The organism is Streptomyces sp. NPDC032126 (genome assembly GCF_055580085.1).
The window spans coordinates 1,373,003-1,393,298 of record NZ_JBVIMA010000001.1 but is presented as its reverse complement, the minus strand read 5'-3'; the positions used below and the strand labels follow the sequence as shown (position 1 = coordinate 1,393,298).

Below are 20,296 nucleotides of genomic sequence, written 5' to 3'. Positions count from 1 at the left end.
GGCGGCATGGACATCGGCGTACTGCTTCCGACCGGAGCCGCCCAGTGGGGCCCGGCCGACGACCCCCGCGAACTCGTGGACTTCGGCCGCCGGGCCGAACGCTCCGGCTTCTCCTCGCTCTTCGTCAACGACTCCCTGATCAGCCCGCGCATCGAGGCCCTCACGATGCTCGCCGCGCTCGCCCCGGCGACCGGAACCGCGACCCTGGGGACGGCGGCCCTGCTGCCCTTCCTGCGCCGGCCCGTCCAGACCGCGCAGTCGCTGGCCTCCATCGACCTGCTGTCCGGTGGCCGGCTCGCCGTGACGGTCGGCGCGGGCTTCCCGGGCCGCTTCGGCAGACCCTTCTACACCCTGTCCGAGGTGCCGTGGGAGCGGCGCTTCGCGCGTCTCGACGAGACCGTCGCGCTGTGGCGGGCCCTGTGGGACGGCGCCGACTCCTTCCACGGCGAGATCCTCCACTTCACCGACATCCCGCCCGCGACCAGGCCGTTCCGGGCCGGCGGGCCGCCCGTCTGGCTCGGCGGGGCGACCCCCGCGGCGCTGGCCCGCACCGGCCGGATGTACGACGGATGGCTGCCGTATCCGCCCGACCCCGGCGACTACGCGTCCGGCCTGCACGCCGTCCACGAGGCGGCGGCCGGGGCCGGACGGGAGGCCGGGGACATCACCCCCGCTCTCTTCGTCACCGTGCGGATCGACGACGACGTCGACAGCGGCCGCCGGGCCCTGAACGCCTACGCCCACGCGACCTACGGCATGCCGCTCGCGGAGCTGGAGAGGATCCAGGCCGTGGTCACCGGCACCCCGGCCCAGGTGGTCGAGGGCCTCGGACGCTACGTCGCCGCCGGGGCCCGGCACATCGTCACCCGCCTCGCCGCCCTGGACCTGACCTCCCAGCGCGAGCAGCTCGAACGCCTCGGGGACCTTCTCCCCACCGTACGGGCCCTCGCTCCGGAGAGCTCGACGGTCGGCCTTCGGAGCGAGCCGGGGAGGATCGTCCCCAGGTAGCCGGCCTTCTGCCCGGTCCGGTCAGGACGGCTGCGACGGCGGTCCCTCCACCGCGTAACCGGGTACGGACGGCCAGCGGACGGTCAGGACGACGGACTCCTCCTCGGCGAACCAGGAGTGGTCGACCCCGCGTCCCCACACGACGTAGTCCCCCTGCCGTTCCAGAAGGACGCTGCGCCCGGGGAGTTCGACGCGGAAGCGGCCGCTGACGAGGAGCAGCAGGGCCGTTCGCTCCTCGCCCGTCACCCACTGAGTCCGCTCGTCACCGCGCGGGTGCACACCCCATTTGATCTCCACGGCCTCGCTGTGCCGGGGATCCCCGGCGTCCTTGAAGTGGCCGAGGAGCCATCCCCGGTCCAGTGCCGCGTCCTGCCCCGCGTTGCCCACGTACACGCTCTCGTTCACGGGGCGGGACGCTAGCAGCAGCGCCGGCCGTCGCCTTGGGAGCTCAGTGCCCGGCGGGCGGCTCGAAGCAGCCGCTCTCCGGGTACAGGCCGTTGGTCCGCACGACGTAGTTCGACTTCTGCAGGTAGGCCGTGACGCACGCGTCGTCGTGCACGCGCACCGCGATGAGCGAACCCTCCGGCGTGACATAGCCGTTGTTCTCGAAGCGCGGGTACATTCCCCGGACGGTGAGCGTCCCACCGAGCCGCTTGCCGTCCCGCGTGTCGCGCTCCTCCTCGTAGCCGAGGCCGACCAGGGCCGCGCGCACGGACGCCGGGTCCCATTTCTTCTGCTCCCACAGCCGCTTGACGACCGGCCTGATGCGTTCGGCCTCCCGCTCCGCCTCCCGCTCGTGCGCGGGGGTCATCTCACCCTCACGGCGGTAGCCGTTGTTCTCGTTGTAGTGCGGCGCGCCGTCACCGGCCCCCGGCTCCACGTAGGGGGTGCCGGGAGAGGTGTGCGTAGCGGGCTCCGGGGCGGTCGGCGTGCCGGGCGAGGCGCTCGTAGCGGGATCCGGGGCGGTCGGTGTGCCGGGCGAGGCGCTCGTGGCGGGGCCCGCTGGGCCCGCGGCCACCGGGTCCGACGCGCGCTCGTGACCGCAGGCGGTGAGCGTCAGCGCGGCGAGGAGGGTGAGGGCGGCACCGGCGAGCGGCACGCGACGGACCGACGTTGAGGTGGACATGATTCCGATCCTGCCCTACCCGTCCCGCCCCTTGTATCGGGGGTCGCACGAGGGACACTTGAGTACGCGTACTCATGACGGCGCCGCGGCCCGTGTGCCAGGCCGCTGGAGGGGCGCAGGAGGCAGCCATGATCGGCGAACACCCGGCTCCGCGCCCTCGCGGGCGCGCCCTCGTCACACTCACCGCGGCCCTGTCGCTGGCGCTCCTGTCCGCCGGGGGCTGCGACTCCAACGGCGGGAGCGCGTCGGACCGCTCCGCCCGCCCGTCGGAATCCGCCGGTACATCGGTGACGCCGGGCGGCACCACGTCCGGCGCCGCCCCGTCGGAGACGGACACCGGCCGGCCGACGACACCGGCGGTTCCCGCGCCGTCCCCCACGACCAGCCCGCCCGGCGCCACCACGACCCGCCGGGTGACCGCCGCCGTGTACTTCCTGCACGGCGAGCACGTCTCGCCCGCGCCGCGCACCGTGACCGCTCCGGGCACCGTCACCGGCGCCGTCCGCGCCCTGCTGGCGGGCCCCAGCGGCTACGAGGGGCGGCACGGGCGCACCACGGCCATTCCGTCGGGCACGACCCTGCGCTCACTGGCCGTGCGCGACCGTGTCGCGACCGTCGACCTCTCCGGCCGGTACGACGACGGCGGCGGCACCGCCTCCCTGCGCGCCCGGCTCGCCCAGGTGGTGTTCACCGTGACCCGCTCCCCCGCCGTGCGCACGGTGCGCTTCGAACTGGACGGCAGGCCCGTCACGTCCTTCGGCAGCGCGGGCGTCCCCCTCGACCACCCCGTGGGACGGGCGGACTTCGAGGATGTCGCGCCGGCCGTCCTGGTCGAGTCGCCGCTCATCGGCGACACCGTCCGCACCCCGGTCCGGGTGTGGGGCAGCGCCAACACCTTCGAGGCGGAGTTCCGGCTGAAGCTCACGGACGCGTCCGGGCACACGGCCGCCGATGTGCGGGTCCTGGCGTCGTCCGGCTCCGGCACCCGCGGCACGTTCGACGTGATCTTCCCGTACCAGGCGGCCCGCGGCGGTCCCGGTGTGCTCACGGCGTACTACGTCTCCCCCAGGGACGGCAGGGCGGTGACCGTCGACACCGTGCCGCTGACGGTCGGCCGCTGACCGGGAACCGGCCGCGCTGGACGCGCCCTCGGCGGGGACGCAGCCTGATAAGTGGGGGAATCCGCTCACGGAGGCGATGACAGTGGAAGCCAAGCAGTGGATCGTGGAGATCTACATCACCGAGGAGGGCGACGACACGCGGGCGCACGCCGTGCTGACCACGCCCGAGACATCGACCCTGACCGGGCGGGGTGCCGCGCGGCGCAATCCGATCGACCGGCCGATCCCCGAGATCGGCGACGAACTCGCCGTCAGCCGCGCCCTGGAGGACCTCGCCATCCGCCTTCATGACGTGGCCGCCGACGACATCGTGGAAATGGCGGGCCCCATCCGCTGGTGAGGACGTCGGCCCGCCGACGGGTGACCGGTGCGCGGGCGGACCCCGCGCACCGCCCACCGTCCGCGCCGGCTCTACGATGGCTCCCGTGTCCGGAGCAGCGGAGGGGAACGGCGGTGGCCCGGCCGTCACCATCGTGCGGGCGTGTGCGCGCGAGGGGCGGGGCGGCAGCCCGACGGCCGTGCTGGACGAGACGGGTCTGAGCGACGAGGAGCGCCGGTCGCTGCCGGGCCGGCTGGGCACCTCGCACGTCGTGTTCGTCGCCGCCGGGGAGCGCGGGACCGATGTCTCGCTGCGCTTCTTCACCGCCACCGGAGAACTGCCCGCCTGCGGACACGGAACGGTCGCGGCACTCGCCTACCTCGCCGAGCGCATCGAACGCACCGGACACGGCGAACGCAGCGAACACCGCGAAGGCAGCGAGCCCCCCAGGGGCACCGAACGCCCCGCCAACCGCCCGTACACCGTGGCCCTGCGCACCGCGAGGCGCGCCTTCACCGGCGAGGTGACCCGGCTGGACGGCCGCCTGCTGGCCTCCTTCGACCCGGGCCCCGTCGAACTGCACCCACCCGCCCCGGACGGCACCCACGCGCCGGTCTTCGACGCCCTCGGTCTGCCCCCGGCCGCCGTCCGGGTCGCCTCGATCGGGCGGCCCCGTCTGCTGGTGCCGGTGGCCACGCGCGCGGCGCTCGCCGCGCTGGCCCCCGATCACGACCGGCTGCGGGCCGCCTGCGACCGGCTCGGGCTGCTGGGCTGTTACGCGTACCACGTCGACCCGTCCGACGGACGCGTCACGGCCCGGATGTTCGCGCCGTCCATCGGTGTCCCGGAGGACGTCGCCAACGCCAACAGCACGGCCTGTCTGGCCGCGCATCTCGCGCGCGAGGGCCGGCCGGACCTCACCGTCGACATGGGCGACTCCCTCGGCGCCCCGTCCACCATCACCGCCGGCCTGCGCGACACCGGCGCCGGCCCCGTCCCGTACGTCGGTGGCGCGGCGATCGTCACCGGGGTCGTACGGCTCTGAACGGAAGGCAGGGAGATGACCGATCCCACGCGCGAGCCGACCACCGGCACACCGCGGCCCGCACCGCAGGGGTTGTTCGACGCGGAGCGCTCCGCGGAGATCGTCGCCGCCGCCCTCGCCGGAACTCCCGACGAACGCCTGCGCGAGATCCTCACGTCCCTGGTGCGGCACACCCACGCCTTCGTGAAGGACGTGGGGCTCACCGTGGAGGAGTGGGCCGCGGGCATCCGGTTCCTCACCGAGACCGGGCACAAGTGCGACGCCACCCGGCAGGAGTTCATCCTGCTCTCGGATGTGCTGGGCGTGTCGATGCTGGTGCAGGCCCTCGCCGACCCGGCCGACGGCACCTTCACCGAGTCCACCGTGGAGGGCCCCTTCCACGGGGTGGACTCGCCGCCGCGCGCGCTCGGCGACAGCATCGACGAGGCCGCGGCGGGCGGGGAGCCGTGCCTGGTCACCGGCCGGGTCACCGACGCCGAGGGGCGACCCGTGGCCGGGGCGGGCGTCGACGTGTGGCAGGCCGACGCGGACGGCTTCTACGACGTGCAGCGGCCCGGCGAGGTCCCGGACCGCAATCTGCGCGGCCTGTTCACGGCCGACGACGACGGCCGGTTCTGGTTCCGCACCGTCGTGCCGCGCTTCTACCCCATCCCCACCGACGGACCGGTCGGCGGCCTGCTGAAGGCCACCGGACGCCATCCCTTCCGCACCGCGCACATCCATGTCCAGGTGTCCGCGCCCGGCTTCCGCACCCTCACCACCCATGTGTACGTCGACGGCTCCCCCTATCTGGACTCCGACGCCGTGTTCGGCGTCAGGGAGAGCCTGATCCGCACCTTCGCCCGCGTCGACGACCCCGCCCGGGCCGCCGAACACGGGCTGCCCAACCCCTTCCGCCACGTCGACTTCCCCGTCACCGTCCAGCGAGGTGCCCCCGCGTGATCGTGCACGAGACGCCGCCCTCCCGGGTGCTCCTGGGTCCGGGCGCGCGCCACGCCGTACCGGAGGAGACCGAACGGCTCGGCTCCCGCCGGGTGTTGCTCGTCGCCACGCGATCGGCCCGATCCGCCGCCGACGCGCTGGCCGCGGCCCTCGGCGACCGCCTGGCGGCGCGCTTCGACGGGCCGGTGGCGCACACTCCGGTCGCCGTCACCGCGCGGGCGCTCACGCTCCTCGAGGACCGGCGGGCCGACAGTGTCGTCGCGCTCGGCGGCGGTTCGGCCGTCGGCCTGGCCAAGGCGCTGTCCGTGCGGACCGGGCTGCCGCAGATCGCCGTCCCCACCACGTACGCCGGCTCGGAGGTCACCCCCGTCCTCGGTGAGACGAGGGACGGGGTGAAGACGACCCGCCGCGATCCGGCCATCGCCCCGGGCACGGTCGTCTACGACCCGGAGCTGACCGTCGGCATGCCGGCCGGGCTCACCCTCACCAGCGCCCTCAACGCGCTGGCGCACGCGGTCGAGGCGCTGTGGGCGCCGGACGCGACGGCCGCGAGCGACGCCCTGGCGACCGAGGCCGCCGACGGCATCCTCACCGTGCTGCCGCCGGTGCTCGCCGACCTCGCGGGCCTGCCCGGCCGGGAGCGTCTCCAGCAGGCCGCCTGGCTCGCCGGACTGTGCCTGGCGCAGACCCGGATGGGCCTGCACCACCAGCTCGCCCACGCCCTCGGCGGCTCCTACGACCTTCCGCACGCCGAACTCCACGCCCTCCTCCTCGCCCACGTCATGGCCTTCAATCTGCCGTCGGCGCCGAAGGCGGCGGCCCGGCTGGAGCGGATCACCGGCGGCGACCCGGTGACCGTGGTCGGCGACCTGGCCCGGCGGCACGCGGGCCCGACCACGCTCCGCGCTCTCGGGGTGCCGCGCGACGGGCTGCGGGCCGTCGCCGAACGCGTCGTCGCCCAGCCCTACCCGAACCCGCGGGCGCCCGAAGCGGACGCGGTGACGCGGCTGTTGGAGGCCGCCTGGTAGGACGGCGCGGGCGGGCGCGGGCCGCGCACAGGAGGCGTACAAGTGCTGCCGTGAACTCTGTATGCGCCCCTGCCGGCCCGGGAAGAATGCGGGACGCCGGAGATCACGCTCCGGGTCGCGGGGCCGCCTCGTCCGCCGCGGCCCTTCGAGGAAAGCAGGTCGGCTGTCGTGCTGTTGCGTCTGCCCACGTCCGTGTCCGGGATACAGAGCTGCGTGGCCGAGGGAGCGGTGCCGATCGGCGGCGCGACACTGCTGTGGGCGACCTTCCAGCGGGAGGGGTTCCCCGAGCAGGTCGTGTCGCTGCGCCAGGTGCCGGAGGCCACCGTGGTCGGGCCCGAGGTGCTGGGCGCGGCCACGCTGCTCAGCGAGGTCGACGACCGGGTCCCGGAGGTGCTGCGGCGCGCGGCCGGCGGCGTGGGCACGGGCGCCGTGCGCCGCACGGCCACCGTCGGCGGCAACCTGGTGGGCAGCAGTCTGCGCTGTCTGCTGCCGCCGGCCCTCGTCCTCGACGCGCGGGCGACGGTGCTGGAGCGCAGCGGCGTCCACGAGACGGACCTGGCCGAGGTCGTGGCGAAGCGCCCGGTGCTGCTGGACCTGCGCTGGCGCGCGCCGCTGGCCAGCAACTACTACAAGGAGGCCGGTGACGCGGGCGGGCCGCCGCCGCTGGTGGTCGCCGCCGCCGTCCACGCGCAGGACGGCACGCGCCGGCTGCGGGTCGCGGTCCGCGACGGCTACGACGTCCTCACCGCGACGACCCCGTGCGACGCCGTCGACCAGGCCCTCGGCGCCCTGGAGCACTCGGACCTCGCCGCCCTGCCCGCGACCGCCCGCACGGTGGTCCGCACCCGGGTCACCGAGCTGCTGTCCGGTTTGTGAGCAGCTCAGCGGGTCGACGGATCAGCGGGCCCACTCCATGACGACGGGGACGCACTTCCGCGCGAAGTACGTGTAGTCGTCGGGGGTGTTGTAGACGTGGGCCGACAGCCGCAGGTAGCCCACTCCGCCGAAGCTGGTGAAGGCCGCCTCCACGTCGAGTTCGGCGCCCGCCCGGTCCCGCAGGGCGTCAGCCTCCACCCGGGTGCGGCCCAGGCCCTCCGGAAGCCGGACCAGCCGCATCCCCGGCACGGGCATCCCCACGTCGACGCCGTCCGCTGTGTCGTCCGGCGCCCCGAACGCCTCGCCGATCACCCGGGCGCCGAAGTCGGCCAGTTCGTCCATGTAGCGGCGGGCGGTGTCCCAGCCCCAGGCGCGGTCGACGAACTCCCAGGCGGTGGGGGCGGCGAGACAGCCGGTGGCGTCGAGGGTGCCCTGCTGGTCGAAGCGGTCCGGGAAGGGCTCGGCGGCGCTCCAGGAGTCGATGAGCGGGTACAGCTCCTCGCGCAGCGGGCCCCGGGCGAGCAGGGCGGCCGTGCCGCGGGGGGCGCAGCCCCACTTGTGCAGATTGCCGACCCACGCGTCGCACACGAGCCCCTCCAGCGGGGCGGCGAGCAGACCGGGGGCGTGGGCGCCGTCGACGAGCAGCGGGATGCCGCGCCGGGCCGCCTCGGCTCCGACGCGTTCCACCGGCATCCGACGGGCCGTGGCCGAGGTGATCTGGTCGAGGACGATCAGGGCGACCCGCTCGTCCACCTCGGCCATCACCGCCTCGTACGCCTGTTCCTCGTCGGCGGCCAGGGGGACACGGGCGATGCGCACCCGGGTGCCCCAGCGCCGGGCGAGACGCTCGGCTCCCATGGTGACGGCGCCGTAGCCGTGGTCGGTGACCACGATGTCCCCGCCGGGCCGGGCCGCGAGCGCCGCGTAGACGACGCTGGCGCCGGCGCTGGCGTTGGGCACCAGGGCGAGGTCCCCGGCGTCGACCCGCAGGTGCTCGGCGATCGCCGCCCGGGTGGCGGCCAGCCGTGCGGGCAGCGCCGGGAACCACACCACGGGGGCGCGTTCCATCTCCTCCCGCAGCGCGTTCTGCCGTTCCTGCGCCGCGCGCGGGACGGCGCCGAAGGAGCCGTGGTTGAGGTGGCGCATCCCGGGGTCGAGCGTCCAGGCCGCCGCCGCGGGCCGCCCGTCGGGGAGCAGCAGCGGCTGGGGGACGGTGACGACCTCGGTGTGGTTCACGTGACTCCTCGCCCGCGGTCGGGCCCTGTGACGACGTCGATGGCGCGCTCACGATACCCAGCGCGCCGGGGCGGCCGTCCGACCAGGGGCGGCCCGGGCGAGAGCGTCCATCTCTTGAACGCCGCCGGGGCCGACGCGCGGGGCCCGTGGTCAGGATTTCAAAAGAATCCTGCTGCCGACGTCTTGCCGCGGCAGACCGGTCATCAGTTAAATCAAGCCGTGAACTAAGCCATGTGCCGCAGCGATCCGGCTTGTCACACGCTCCCCCACCCCACGTTCGTCGCACCCGCAGGGACATTCATGAGAATCAGAGCCCTGGGTGTCGCGCTCGCCGCCACGGCCGCGCTGATCACCCTTCCTCTCACCCAGCCGTCGGCCGCAGCAGCCGACAGCCCCTTGTCACAGGGCCGCACGACCACCGCCTCCTCGACGGAGAACGCCGGCACCGCCGCCGCCTACGCCGTGGACGGCTCGACCACGACCCGCTGGTCCTCGGCCGCCTCCGACGACCAGTGGCTCCAGGTCGACCTCGGTGCCACGGCGTCCGTCGACCGGATCGTCCTGAACTGGGAGACCGCCTACGGCAAGGACTACCAGGTCCAGATCTCGGCGGACGGCGCGACCTGGACCGACCTCACGTCCGTCACCGGCGGCGACGGCGGCACGGACACCCTCACCGTGTCCGGACAGGGCCGTTACGTCCGTATGCAGGGCGTACACCGCGCCACCTCCTGGGGCTACTCCCTCTGGGAGTTCCAGGTCTTCGGCTCACTCGGCGGCTCCGGTACCACCTGCGGCACCGCCAACGCCGCCCAGGGCAGGCCGGCTTCGGCGTCCAGCGTGGAGAACGCCGGCACCCCCGCGTCCGCCGCCTTCGACGGAGACCCGGCGACCCGCTGGTCCAGCCAGTTCGCCGACCCCCAGTGGGTGCGGGTCGACCTGGGTTCGGTCCAGGACGTGTGCGGGGTCGATCTGAACTGGGAGGCCGCGTACGCCCGCGAGTTCCAGATCCAGGTCTCCTCCGACGGGCAGACCTGGACCACCCTCCAGAGCGTCACGGGTGCGACCGGCGGCCGGTCGTCGTACGACGTCAGCGGCTCGGGCCGCTATGTGCGCGTCAACGGGACCGTGCGCGGCAGCGCTTACGGATACTCCCTGTGGGAGGTCGCCGTGCACACCGGCACCTCCGGCACCGGCCCGATCCAGGGCGGCGGCGACCTCGGTCCGAACGTCATCGTCGTCGACCCGTCGACGCCGAACCTCCAGCAGAAGTTCGACCAGGTCTTCGCCCAGCAGGAGTCGGCCCAGTTCGGCAGCGGCCGCTACCAGTTCCTGCTGAAGCCGGGCACGTACAACGGCATCAACGCCCAACTGGGCTTCTACACCTCGATCTCCGGGCTCGGGCTGAACCCGGACGACACCCGGATCAACGGTGACATCACCGTCGACGCCGGCTGGTTCAACGGCAACGCCACGCAGAACTTCTGGCGTTCGGCGGAGAACCTCGCCCTGAAGCCCGTCAGCGGCGACGACCGGTGGGCGGTCGCCCAGGCCGCGCCGTTCCGCCGGATCCACGTCCAGGGCGGCCTCAACCTGGCGCCCAACGGCTACGGCTGGGCCTCCGGCGGCTACATCGCCGACTCGAAGATCGACGGCACGGTCGGACCGTACTCCCAGCAGCAGTGGTACACCCGCGACAGCTCCGTCGGCGGCTGGACCAACGGCGTGTGGAACATGACGTTCACCGGGGTGCAGGGCGCCCCGGCGACGAACTTCGACAGCGGCCCGTACACCACGCTGGACACGACCCCCGTCTCGCGCGAGAAGCCCTTCCTGTACCTGGACGGCGGCGACTACAAGGTGTTCGTGCCCGCCAAGCGCACCAACGCGCGCGGGGTGTCCTGGCCGGCCAACGCCGGCGGTACGTCGCTGCCGCTGAGCCAGTTCTACGTGGTCAAGCCCGGCGCGACGGCCACCACCATCAACGCGGCGCTCGCCCAGGGGCTGAACCTGCTGTTCACGCCCGGCGTCTACCACCTGGACCGGGCCATCGAGGTGACCCGCGCCGACACCGTGGTCCTCGGCCTGGGCCTGGCCACCCTGGTGCCGGACGGCGGCGTGGACGCCCTGCACGTGGCGGACGTGGACGGTGTGCGGCTGGCGGGCTTCCTGATCGACGCCGGCCAGGTCAACTCCGACACCCTGCTGCGGATCGGCCCGGCAGACGCGAGCGCGGACCACTCGGCCGACCCGACCACCATGCAGGACGTGTTCGTCCGCGTCGGCGGGGCGGGCGCGGGCCGGGCCACCAACTCGGTCGTGGTCAACAGCGACGACGTGATCATCGACCACACGTGGCTGTGGCGCGCCGACCACGGCGACGGCGTCGGCTGGGACACCAACCGCGCGGACTACGGTCTGCGGGTCAACGGCGACGACGTCCTCGCCACCGGCCTGTTCGTCGAGCACTTCAACAAGTACGACGTGTACTGGGCCGGTGAGCGCGGTCGGACGATCTTCTTCCAGAACGAGAAGGCGTACGACGCGCCGAACGCCGCCGCCATCACCCACGACGGCATCGTCGGCTACGCCGCCTACAAGGTGGCCGACACGGTGACCACGCACGAGGCGTGGGGGCTCGGCAGCTACTGCAACTACACGAGCGATCCGACGATCGTGCAGCACCACGGCTTCCAGGTGCCGGTGAAGCCGGGCGTCAGGTTGCACGATCTGCTGGTGATCTCGCTGGGCGGGAAGGGCCAGTACGCGCACGTCGTCAACGACACGGGCGCGCCGACGTCGGGCACGGACACCGTCCCGTCCAAGGTGACGCAGTTCCCGTAGGGCCTGTCAGGGGCCGGTGGGGCGCGGGCTGTCGGCCCGCGCCCCTTCGGTGCGTCAGGCCAGCTCGACGAGCAGGTCGCCGCCCTCCACCTGCTGGATCGTGTTGATGGCCAGCCGGGTCACCCGCCCGGCCTTCGGCGCGGTGATGGCGGCCTCCATCTTCATGGCCTCGATGGTGGCGACGGTGGCCCCGGCCTCCACCTGGTCGCCCTCGGCGACCGCGAGCGTGACCACGCCCGCGAAGGGCGCCGCCACATGACCGGGGTTGGTCCGGTCGGCCTTCTCCGTCACCGGGACGTCGGAGGCGGCCGCCCGGTCGCGCACCTGGATGGGCCTCAACTGGCCGTTGAGCGTGGCCATCACGGTGCGCATGCCGCGCGCGTCGGCCTCGCCGACGGCCTGGAGCTCGATCAGCAGGCGCACGCCCGGCTCCAGGTCGACGGAGTACTCCTTGGCGGGCCGCAGACCGTAGAAGAAGTCCTTGCTGTCCAGCACGCTGGTGTCGCCGAAGGCGTGGCGGTGCGTCTCGAAGTCGCGGGTCGGGCCCGGGAACAGCAGCCGGTTGAGGGTCGCCCGGCGCTCCTTGTCCAGGCCCTCCCGGTCCTCGGCGGTCAGTTCCCGGTCGGGCTTGGCCTCGGCGCGGCCGCGCAGCGCCCGGGTGCGGAACGGCTCGGGCCAGCCGCCGGGCGGGGTGCCCAGCTCGCCGCGCAGGAAGCCCACGACCGAGTCGGGGATGTCGAACCGCTCCGGGGTCGCCTCGAAGTCCTCCGGCGCGACGCCGGCGCCCACCAGGTGCAGGGCGAGGTCGCCGACGACCTTCGACGAGGGGGTGACCTTCACCAGCCGGCCGAGGATGCGGTCGGCGGCGGCGTACATGGTCTCGATCTCCTCGAAGCGGTCGCCGAGGCCCAGCGCGACCGCCTGGGTGCGCAGGTTGGACAGCTGGCCGCCGGGGATCTCGTGGTGGTAGACGCGGCCGGTGGGCGAGGCCAGACCGGCCTCGAAGGGGGCGTAGATCTTGCGGACGCTCTCCCAGTACGGCTCCAGGTCGCCGACGGCCCGCAGGTCCAGGCCGGTCGGGCGGGCGGAGTGGTCGGTCGCGGCGACGATCGCCGACAGCGACGGCTGGGAGGTCGTGCCGGCCATGGAGGCCACCGCGCCGTCGACGGCGTCCGCGCCGGCCTGGATCGCGGCGAGGTAGGTGGCGAGCTGCCCGCCCGCCGTGTCGTGGGTGTGCAGATGCACCGGCAGGTCGAACTCGCGGCGCAGCGCGGCCACCAGGGTCGCGGCGGCGGGGGCGCGCAGCAGTCCGGCCATGTCCTTGACGGCGAGGACGTGGGCGCCGGCGGCGACGATCCGCTCGGCCAGGCGCAGATAGTAGTCCAGGGTGTACAGCCGCTCGGACGGGTCGGACAGGTCGCCGGTGTAGCACAGGGCGACCTCGGCGACGGCCGTGCCGGTGGCGCGCACGGCGTCGATGGCGGGGCGCATCTGGTCGACGTCGTTGAGGGCGTCGAAGACGCGGAAGATGTCGATGCCGGTGGCGGCGGCCTCCTGCACGAAGGCGTCGGTCACCTCGGTCGGGTAGGGCGTGTAGCCCACGGTGTTGCGGCCGCGCAGCAGCATCTGGAGGCAGATGTTGGGGACGGCCTCGCGCAGGGCGGCCAGCCGCTCCCAGGGGTCCTCGGCGAGGAAGCGCAGGGCGACGTCGTAGGTGGCGCCGCCCCAGCACTCCAGGGACAGCAGCTGGGGCAGGGTGCGGGCGACGACGGGGGCGACGGCGAGGAGGTCCTTGGTGCGCACCCGGGTGGCGAGCAGGGACTGGTGGGCGTCGCGGAAGGTGGTGTCGGTGATCCCGATCGTCGGCGACGCGCGCAGATGGCGGGCGAACCCCTCGGGGCCGAGGTCGACGAGCAGCTGCCGGGATCCGGCGGGCGCCTCGCCGTCGGGCAGCGGGGGCAGTTTGGTGACCGGTTCGAGCAGGTCGGGCCGCTCGCCGTGCGGCTTGTTCACGGTGACGTCGGCGAGATAGGTGAGCAGCTTGGTGCCGCGGTCGGCGGACGTGCGCGCGGTGAGCAGGTGCGGGCGTTCCTCGATGAAGGAGGTGGTGACGCGCCCGGCCTGGAAGTCGGAGTCGTCCAGGACGGCCTGGAGGAACGGGATGTTGGTGGCGACGCCGCGAATGCGGAACTCGGCGACGGCGCGCCGGGCCCGGCCGATCGCGGCACTGAAGTCCCGCCCCCGGCAGGTGAGTTTGACCAGCATCGAGTCGAAGTGGGCGCTGATCTCGGTGCCCGCGTGGGTGGTTCCGCCGTCGAGACGGATGCCGGAGCCGCCCGGGGAACGGTAGGCGCTGATGCGGCCGGTGTCGGGGCGGAAGCCGTTGGCGGGGTCCTCGGTGGTGATACGGCACTGCAGGGCGGCCCCGCGCAGGGTGATCGTGTCCTGGGACAGACCGAGGTCGGCGAGGGTCTCGCCGGCGGCGATGCGCAGCTGGGCCTGGACCAGATCGACGTCGGTGACCTCCTCGGTGACCGTGTGCTCGACCTGGATGCGGGGGTTCATCTCGATGAAGACGTGGCGGCCGGCGCGGTCGAGGAGGAACTCGACGGTGCCCGCGTTGCGGTAGCCGATGGTCCGGGCGAACCGTACGGCGTCGGCGCAGATGCGGTCGCGCACGGCGGGGTCCAGGTTCGGTGCGGGGGCCAGCTCGATGACCTTCTGGTGGCGGCGCTGCACCGAGCAGTCGCGTTCGAAGAGGTGGATGACGCCGCCCTGGCCGTCGGCGAGGATCTGCACCTCGATGTGGCGGGGGTCGACGACGGCCTTCTCCAGGAAGACGGTGGGGTCGCCGAACGCGGAGGCCGCCTCGCGGGACGCGGCCTCGATCGCCTCGCGCAGGTGGACGGGGTCCTCGACGCGGCGCATGCCGCGCCCGCCGCCGCCCGCGACGGCCTTGACGAAGACGGGGAAGCCGATGCCGTCGGCGGCGCGGACCAGTTCGTCGACGTCGGTGGAGGGCGCGCTGGAGCCGAGCACCGGGACGCCCGCCTCGCGGGCGGCGGCCACCGCGCGGGCCTTGTTGCCGGTCAGTTCGAGGGTGTCGGCGCTGGGGCCGACGAAGGTGATGCCCGCCTCCTCGCAGGCGCGGGCCAGTTCGGGGTTCTCGGAGAGGAATCCGTAGCCCGGGTAGACCGCGTCGGCGCCCGCCCGGCGCGCGGCGCCGACGATCTCCTCGACGGAGAGGTAGGCCCGCACCGGGTGTCCCGGCTCGCCGATCTCGTACGCCTCGTCGGCCTTGAGGCGGTGGAGCGAGTTGCGGTCCTCGTGGGGGAAGACGGCGACGGTGCGCGCGCCCAGTTCGTAGCCCGCGCGGAACGCCCGGATCGCGATCTCGCCTCGGTTGGCGACCAGCACCTTGCGGAACATGCGGATCCCTTCAGCCTGCCGGTGACGGGACCATGGTGTCGGTGTCGCCCCCGGAGTGCCATGTGAGCCGGGCCACTCGACCGGTCGGGCCCCTTCTTCGCTGATACGTGTCTCCCACGACCGGCGTTCACACCCCGTTACATTACTGAAACGTAACCTACCGACCAGTACCGCCGGTAACACTTCGGCCGTTACCGTCCTGACACTCCGTCCAACAGCGGTGCGCGGCCCGGTGGGACGACCGGTGCCGTGTGCCGTCGTACGGCCCTGCCCCACAGGGCCGTTGTCGTCACCGAGCCGCAGACGCGGGCTCGGCCTCCCCACTCGTTCGGAGGTCCGTCATGCCCACCCCTGTCCGCCTCCTGGCGACGGCCGTCACCGCCGCCGCCTGTCTCGGCGCCACGGCCGTCCCCGCCACCGCGACGACCGGCACCCAGGCCGTCGTCTCACGCGGTGTCACCATCCCCGACTTCTACACCCCACCGGCCGAGCTGCCCGCCGCCGACGGAACGCCGGTGCGCAGCGAGCCGCTGCCGCTGGCGCTGAGCCTGCCGGGCCTCGACGGGCCGCTGCCCGGCACGGCGACCCGCCTGATGTACAAGTCCACCGACGCCGGCGGCCGTCCCATGGCCGTCACCGGCGCCTACATCGAGCCCGCCGCCGCCTGGCGGGGCAGCGGCGCGCGACCGCTCGTCGCGGTGGCGCCCGGCACGATGGGGCAGGGCGACCAGTGCTCCGCCTCCCTCGGCCTGGAGCACCCGCTGTCGCTCAGCTTCGAGACGCTCTCGGTCGGATACGAGGACCTGGCGATCTACCGTCTGCTCGCGCGGGGCATCGCCGTGGTGGTCACCGACTACGCCGGCCTCGGCTCGACGGACCGCCTGCACACCTACGTCAACCGGGTGGACGAGGCCCACGCCGTCCTGGACGCCGTCCGCGCGGCGCGCGCCCTGCCCGGCACATCCCTCACCGCCGCCTCGCGCGTGGGCCTCTACGGCTACAGCCAGGGCGGCGGGGCCACCGCGGCCGCCGCCGAACTGCAGCCGGCCTACGCCCCGGACGTCCGCCTCGCGGGCACCTACGCCGGTGCTCCCCCGGCCGACCTCACCGAGGTCACCAGGGCGATCGACGGCAGCGAGCTCGCCGGCGCCCTGGGCTGGTCGGTCAACGGGTTCCTGCAGACCGACCCCGAGCTGAAGCCGATCGCCGACGCGCACCTCAACGCGGCGGGCCGGAACGCGCTCCAGGATCTGTCGACGATGTGCGTGGGCGACGCGATCCTGCACTATCCCTGGGCCCGCAGTACGTCCTGGACGACGGACGGCCGCTCCCTCGGCGACATCGTCGCCTCCGAGCCGAAGCTGAAGGCGTTCCTGGACGGGCAGCGCATCGGCACGCTGAAGCCGGCCTCGCCCGTGCGGCTGGCGACCGGGACGGCCGACAACCTGGTCCCGCACGGACAGGCCCGCGCCCTCGCCGCCGCCTGGTGCGCCAAGGGCGCCGACGTGACGTACAAGCCGGTCGTGCTGCCGGGCGTGGGCAGCGCGCTCATCAATCACGTCACGCCGCTGCTCGCCGACCAGACCTCGGCCATCTCCTGGCTCACCGACCGGCTCGACGGCGAGCCCGCCGCGTCCACCTGCGCCTGGCTGCCACTGCAGCCGTAGGGGCGCGGGAAGGGCGGGGAGCCGCCGGGAAAACCCCTCCCGGCGGCTCCGCTGCGCGGTCAGCCGATGTGATAGCTGTCGCCGTAGACCTTCCAGTCCAGCGGCGTGTTCAGATCGAGGTTGCCGTTGCGCAGGAAGACCCGCTGGGCGGTGTCGACCCGGCTGGTGTCGCTGTGCGCCTCCTCCTGCTTCATCGCCCATACGCGCGCGTCGAGGAAGGCGTTGAGATACGTGGTCTCGTTGCCGCCCTGCGACGGCGGCTTGGCCCGGCCCAGCGCGCGCCGCCGGATGTTGCGGAAGCTGGTGGAGTCGTCGCCGTCGCCGTGCATGACGATCGCGTCGTAGTAGGCGAACTGGCCGAGGGCGCGCAGGCCGTCCGTCTTGCCCTGGCGGACGGCGGGGTTGAAGTAGACGCGGTCGCGCTCGTCGTTCTGCGCCTGCTGGAACGCGCTGTCCTGGGCCGCCTTGCGCCAGTCCCGGGGGAAGTTCGGGTCCAGGCCGTCGTGGGAGTCGGAGCCGTTGACCCGGCGCAGCGCCGGGAGGTACTTGGCGAGGACGTTGCCGGGCTTGCGGTCGGTGTAGAGCTGGACGAGGTCGAGCATGTCGCCGGTGCCGGAGCAGAAGCCGATGATGCCGGCGGTGTAGCCGCGTCCGTCGCCTATGTCCTCGATGTACTTGTACTGGGCCTTCCAGTCGAGCGAGGAGTTCTCCGCGCTCGACACCAGCTTCATGGCGATCTCCTTCTTCGCCGGGTCGTCGAGGCCGACGGCGGCCAGCGGAACGGGGGTGGCCGCCGCGCGCGGGGAGGTGAGCAGCGGGGTGGCGGCCAGGGCGCCCATCAGGGCGAGGGCCGTGCGCCGCGTCGTGCGGGTCGATCCTGCGGTTTCGCGGGGTGTTCGCGCCACGGATGCTCCTGAGGATGGTGGGGGGTGGGTGGGGGCGGAGGTACTGCATGGAACTGATAGGAAGGTTTACTATCAGGCGCGGGGCTCCGTAACCCTTCCACTCCAGATTCGTACGATCGAACAAATAGCGGCTGCCGGGGGCACCTTGCTCCGCCCGAGTGGTCGCCACCGCCCGGGCGTCGTAGCGTCGGCTGTGGAGCGTCTTCGGGGAGCGGGCATGCGCACACACACGACGGCATCGGTGATCACCTTCTGCGCCGCACTGGGGCTCGTCGCCTCTCTGGGCGCGGCGACAGCGGCACCCGCGGCGTCACCGCCCACGGCCGCCCCCGGCGTGTCGCGGCAGGTCACCGAGCCCGTCCTCGTCGACTGCCTGTGGCATCCCCAGGTGCGGCCCAGCCAGTTCGTCCTCGCCTGCGGCGACGGCAACAGCCGACTGACCTCGCTGCACTGGAAGCGGTGGGACGACCGGGCGGCGGTGGCCACGGGGGTGAACTGGGTCAACGACTGCGACCCGTACTGCGCCGCCGGCACCTTCCACGCCTACCCGGTGGTCGTCCGCCTGGACCGCCCGCAGCCCTGGAAGAAGCACCCGGCGGAGCAGCGCTACGGACGCATCAGCCTCACCTACCCCGGCGCGCGTCCTGAGCAGTTCGCGCGGGTCATGACCTACCCGCTGTGGGACTGACAGGCAACCTTCCGATCGCCCGGAACGACAAGGAGACGACAAGGAGCACGACAAGGAGCCTTCCTGTCAGTCCATCAGGCCCGCCGCCAGCGTCGCCCCCAGCTCCCAGCACGCCTCCACGTCGGCCTTCGCGGGCTCCCCCGTCACCGTCACCGGCTCGGCCGCGCGGCGCCAGCCCAGGCCCGTCGTGATCGCCTCGATGCCGCGCACCGCGCCCGTGACGTCGTTGCCGCCGTGCACGCAGTAGCCGAAGGGCCGCCCGCGCGTGGTGTCCAGGCACGGGTAGTAGACCTGGTCGAAGAAGTGCTTGAGCGCTCCGGACATGTAGCCCAGGTTGGCCGGGGTGGCCAGCAGGTATCCGTCGGCCGACAGGACGTCGGACGCGGTGGCGGCGAGGGCCGCCCGGCGCACCACCCGCACCCCCTCGATCTCCGGCGCGGTCGCGCCCGACAGCATCGCCTCGAACAGCGTCTGGCAGTTGGGCGAGGGCGTGTGATGGACGATCAGCAAGGTGGCCACGGCACGGAACCCTAAAGGCACCTCACCGTAAAGGCACCTGACAGATCCGACGGGCGTGGCTATGCTCGCCGCGATGACGACTCCTTCTCTCCGCAGATTGGGGGAACCGTCCGCGCAAGGTGAGTGCTGATGCTCCCTCACTGCGCGGATGACGATTCCCGCCTGTCCTTCTGGCCGCGCGTGCGTGCCTTCGCCGTGCCGCCCTCCATGATCGAGACCGCGACCGCCCGCCGCCACGCCGGTGACTGGGCGGCGGCCTGCACCGCCGCGGGCATCGACGTCGACCTCCATCTCCGTGCCGTGGCACGCACCCATGGCCGGGACCTCACCACCCGGGTCCGGGCCGACCTGCGCCACCTGGCACCCGACCTCCTGCGCTGGCATCTGCCGAGAATCGCTCCCGACGGCCTGCTGCGCCCGGGCCTGACCATCACCCTGGCCCGGTACGAGCGCGCGGGACGGGACGGCAGAAGCCCGGTCCACCTCGTCGTGCGCACCCCGCCCGCCTGGGCGGACGCCGGCCAGCGGATCAGCCTCGCGCTGTGGGACGGCTCCGACCCCGACGCCGGCCCCGCACAGCATCCGCACCGCCGGCCGCACCGGCGGTACCGCCTCGATCTGCACCGCCATCTGTGGGATGCCCGGCGCGCGGCCGAGCTGCGGGTGCGCAGCGGGGCCGATCTGCCGGGTGAGGGCTCGTTCGGCCCCGCTGTCGGTTCCTCGGACGGTCTCGGTGCGGACGGTGTGCCGGACGGGTACCGCTGCGCCATGGGCCGGTGGGCCGCCGAGGCGGAGATCCTGCTGCGCTCCGAGGGCCGGTCCGCCGGTGCCGTCGCCGTACGTCTGAGCTCACGGGACCGGCTGGTCCTGGAACTCGGCACGGGCGGGCAGCCGCCGCGGATCACCCGGGGCCGGGGCACCGGTCTGCCCGTCCTGCCCGACGCGGCGACCTGGATCCTGCCCGACCTGGAGCTGCTGCGCGCGGGGGCGATCGACGCCCACCGGTTGCATCCGCTGGTCGCACCGGCCCTCGTACCCGGCTACGCGCCGCCCGACGACCCGCCCCGCGCGGACACCCCGTCGGCGGCCCAGCCGCGGCTCGTCGAGTGCCGGGGCGCCCAGCACCGGATCGGACTCGTCGACGGAGCCCTGGCCCCGCTGGACCACGCTCCCGACGAGGTCCGGCGCGAGGAGCTGCTGGTCGCCCTGACCGGCACCCCGCTGCCCTGCCTCCAGGCCATCGACGAGGCCCATCGCCGCCCCGAGTGCCTCACCGGCGTCCGCGAACGGCTGGTCCACGGTGACATCGCCGGCGCCCTGGCCGTCGTAGAGGGGCTGCTGGGGCCCGAGGCCGTGCTGCGCGGCGGGCCGCTGCGCGACGAGCTGGAGGCGGCCGCTCAGCGCCGGATCACATACGGGCTGTTCCGTGCGGGTCTCGCCGGGCCCGGGCCTCGGCGGCTCCCGCCGGATCCGCGTCCGCCGCGGACCGGACGGCGTCCCCGCCCACGGCGTCACTCCTCGCCCAACTGACCTTGTCCAACTG

At 73.6% G+C, this 20,296-nt stretch carries 17 protein-coding genes; 11 read left to right on the top strand and 6 right to left on the bottom strand.

Going from position 1 to position 20,296, the window contains the following annotated elements; genetic code table 11:
• The first annotated feature begins 6 nt into the window (after positions 1–6).
• Positions 7–1,008: an LLM class flavin-dependent oxidoreductase gene (locus tag ACZ5NW_RS05905; RefSeq protein WP_468742470.1), complete on the top strand. Its 1,002-nt coding sequence runs from the start codon at positions 7–9 to the stop codon at positions 1,006–1,008.
• Between the two features lie 21 nt (positions 1,009–1,029).
• Here the strand turns inward: ACZ5NW_RS05905 and ACZ5NW_RS05900 are convergent, their stop codons facing one another.
• The gene (locus tag ACZ5NW_RS05900) at positions 1,030–1,413 is read right to left on the bottom strand and encodes a cupin domain-containing protein (protein WP_468742469.1); all 384 of its coding nucleotides are present in this window, start codon (positions 1,411–1,413) and stop codon (positions 1,030–1,032) included.
• A gap of 43 nt (positions 1,414–1,456) precedes the next feature.
• On the bottom strand, positions 1,457–2,134 hold the full coding sequence (locus ACZ5NW_RS05895) for a hypothetical protein (protein WP_468742468.1): 678 nt from the start codon (positions 2,132–2,134) through the stop codon (positions 1,457–1,459).
• A 128-nt stretch (positions 2,135–2,262) separates the two neighbouring features.
• Between ACZ5NW_RS05895 and ACZ5NW_RS05890 the strand changes: the two genes are divergently transcribed.
• From ACZ5NW_RS05890 to ACZ5NW_RS05865, 6 genes are all read left to right on the top strand, one after another.
• Positions 2,263–3,255: a GerMN domain-containing protein gene (locus ACZ5NW_RS05890; RefSeq protein ID WP_468742467.1), complete on the top strand. Its 993-nt coding sequence runs from the start codon at positions 2,263–2,265 to the stop codon at positions 3,253–3,255.
• A 76-nt stretch (positions 3,256–3,331) separates the two neighbouring features.
• Positions 3,332–3,595, top strand: coding sequence for a DUF1876 domain-containing protein (locus ACZ5NW_RS05885; protein ID WP_468742466.1), 264 nt, complete (start codon positions 3,332–3,334; stop codon positions 3,593–3,595).
• Between the two features lie 85 nt (positions 3,596–3,680).
• On the top strand, positions 3,681–4,619 hold the full coding sequence (locus tag ACZ5NW_RS05880; RefSeq protein WP_468742465.1) for a PhzF family phenazine biosynthesis protein: 939 nt from the start codon (positions 3,681–3,683) through the stop codon (positions 4,617–4,619).
• Positions 4,620–4,634: 15 nt separating this feature from the next.
• The gene (locus ACZ5NW_RS05875) at positions 4,635–5,561 is read left to right on the top strand and encodes a dioxygenase family protein (protein ID WP_468742464.1); all 927 of its coding nucleotides are present in this window, start codon (positions 4,635–4,637) and stop codon (positions 5,559–5,561) included.
• Entirely contained in the window at positions 5,558–6,589 is a 1,032-nt protein-coding gene (locus ACZ5NW_RS05870) for a maleylacetate reductase (RefSeq protein WP_468742463.1), read from the top strand. Before ACZ5NW_RS05875 ends, ACZ5NW_RS05870 begins: the two co-directional genes overlap by 4 nt.
• A 168-nt stretch (positions 6,590–6,757) precedes the next feature.
• A complete protein-coding gene (locus ACZ5NW_RS05865; RefSeq protein WP_468742462.1) occupies positions 6,758–7,465 on the top strand; it encodes an FAD binding domain-containing protein in 708 nt (235 codons plus the stop codon).
• Between the two features lie 21 nt (positions 7,466–7,486).
• On the opposite strand, the gene ACZ5NW_RS05860 is transcribed toward ACZ5NW_RS05865, so the two are convergent.
• Complete coding sequence (locus ACZ5NW_RS05860) at positions 7,487–8,701, bottom strand: aminotransferase class V-fold PLP-dependent enzyme (RefSeq protein ID WP_468742461.1); 1,215 nt, start codon at positions 8,699–8,701, stop codon at positions 7,487–7,489.
• 300 nt (positions 8,702–9,001) lie between these two features.
• Here ACZ5NW_RS05860 and ACZ5NW_RS05855 point away from each other — a divergent pair, with 300 nt between their 5' ends.
• A complete protein-coding gene (locus tag ACZ5NW_RS05855; RefSeq protein ID WP_468742460.1) occupies positions 9,002–11,545 on the top strand; it encodes a discoidin domain-containing protein in 2,544 nt (847 codons plus the stop codon).
• Positions 11,546–11,599: 54 nt separating this feature from the next.
• Here the strand turns inward: ACZ5NW_RS05855 and ACZ5NW_RS05850 are convergent, their stop codons facing one another.
• Positions 11,600–14,974, bottom strand: coding sequence for a pyruvate carboxylase (locus ACZ5NW_RS05850; RefSeq protein ID WP_468742459.1), 3,375 nt, complete (start codon positions 14,972–14,974; stop codon positions 11,600–11,602).
• A gap of 341 nt (positions 14,975–15,315) precedes the next feature.
• Here ACZ5NW_RS05850 and ACZ5NW_RS05845 point away from each other — a divergent pair, with 341 nt between their 5' ends.
• Complete coding sequence (locus tag ACZ5NW_RS05845; protein WP_468742458.1) at positions 15,316–16,641, top strand: lipase family protein; 1,326 nt, start codon at positions 15,316–15,318, stop codon at positions 16,639–16,641.
• 59 nt (positions 16,642–16,700) lie between these two features.
• On the opposite strand, the gene ACZ5NW_RS05840 is transcribed toward ACZ5NW_RS05845, so the two are convergent.
• Positions 16,701–17,480 carry a chitosanase gene (locus ACZ5NW_RS05840; RefSeq protein ID WP_468743001.1) on the bottom strand — a complete coding sequence of 260 codons (780 nt, stop codon included), beginning with the start codon at positions 17,478–17,480 and terminating at the stop codon, positions 16,701–16,703.
• Positions 17,481–17,763: 283 nt separating this feature from the next.
• Between ACZ5NW_RS05840 and ACZ5NW_RS05835 the strand changes: the two genes are divergently transcribed.
• On the top strand, positions 17,764–18,234 hold the full coding sequence (locus tag ACZ5NW_RS05835) for a hypothetical protein (RefSeq protein ID WP_468742457.1): 471 nt from the start codon (positions 17,764–17,766) through the stop codon (positions 18,232–18,234).
• Positions 18,235–18,300: 66 nt separating this feature from the next.
• On the opposite strand, the gene ACZ5NW_RS05830 is transcribed toward ACZ5NW_RS05835, so the two are convergent.
• Positions 18,301–18,753 (bottom strand): flavodoxin family protein, encoded by a 453-nt coding sequence (locus ACZ5NW_RS05830; RefSeq protein ID WP_468742456.1) that lies wholly within the window; start codon positions 18,751–18,753, stop codon positions 18,301–18,303.
• A gap of 129 nt (positions 18,754–18,882) precedes the next feature.
• Here ACZ5NW_RS05830 and ACZ5NW_RS05825 point away from each other — a divergent pair, with 129 nt between their 5' ends.
• Complete coding sequence (locus tag ACZ5NW_RS05825) at positions 18,883–20,283, top strand: hypothetical protein (RefSeq protein WP_468742455.1); 1,401 nt, start codon at positions 18,883–18,885, stop codon at positions 20,281–20,283.
• Positions 20,284–20,296 lie beyond the last annotated feature (13 nt).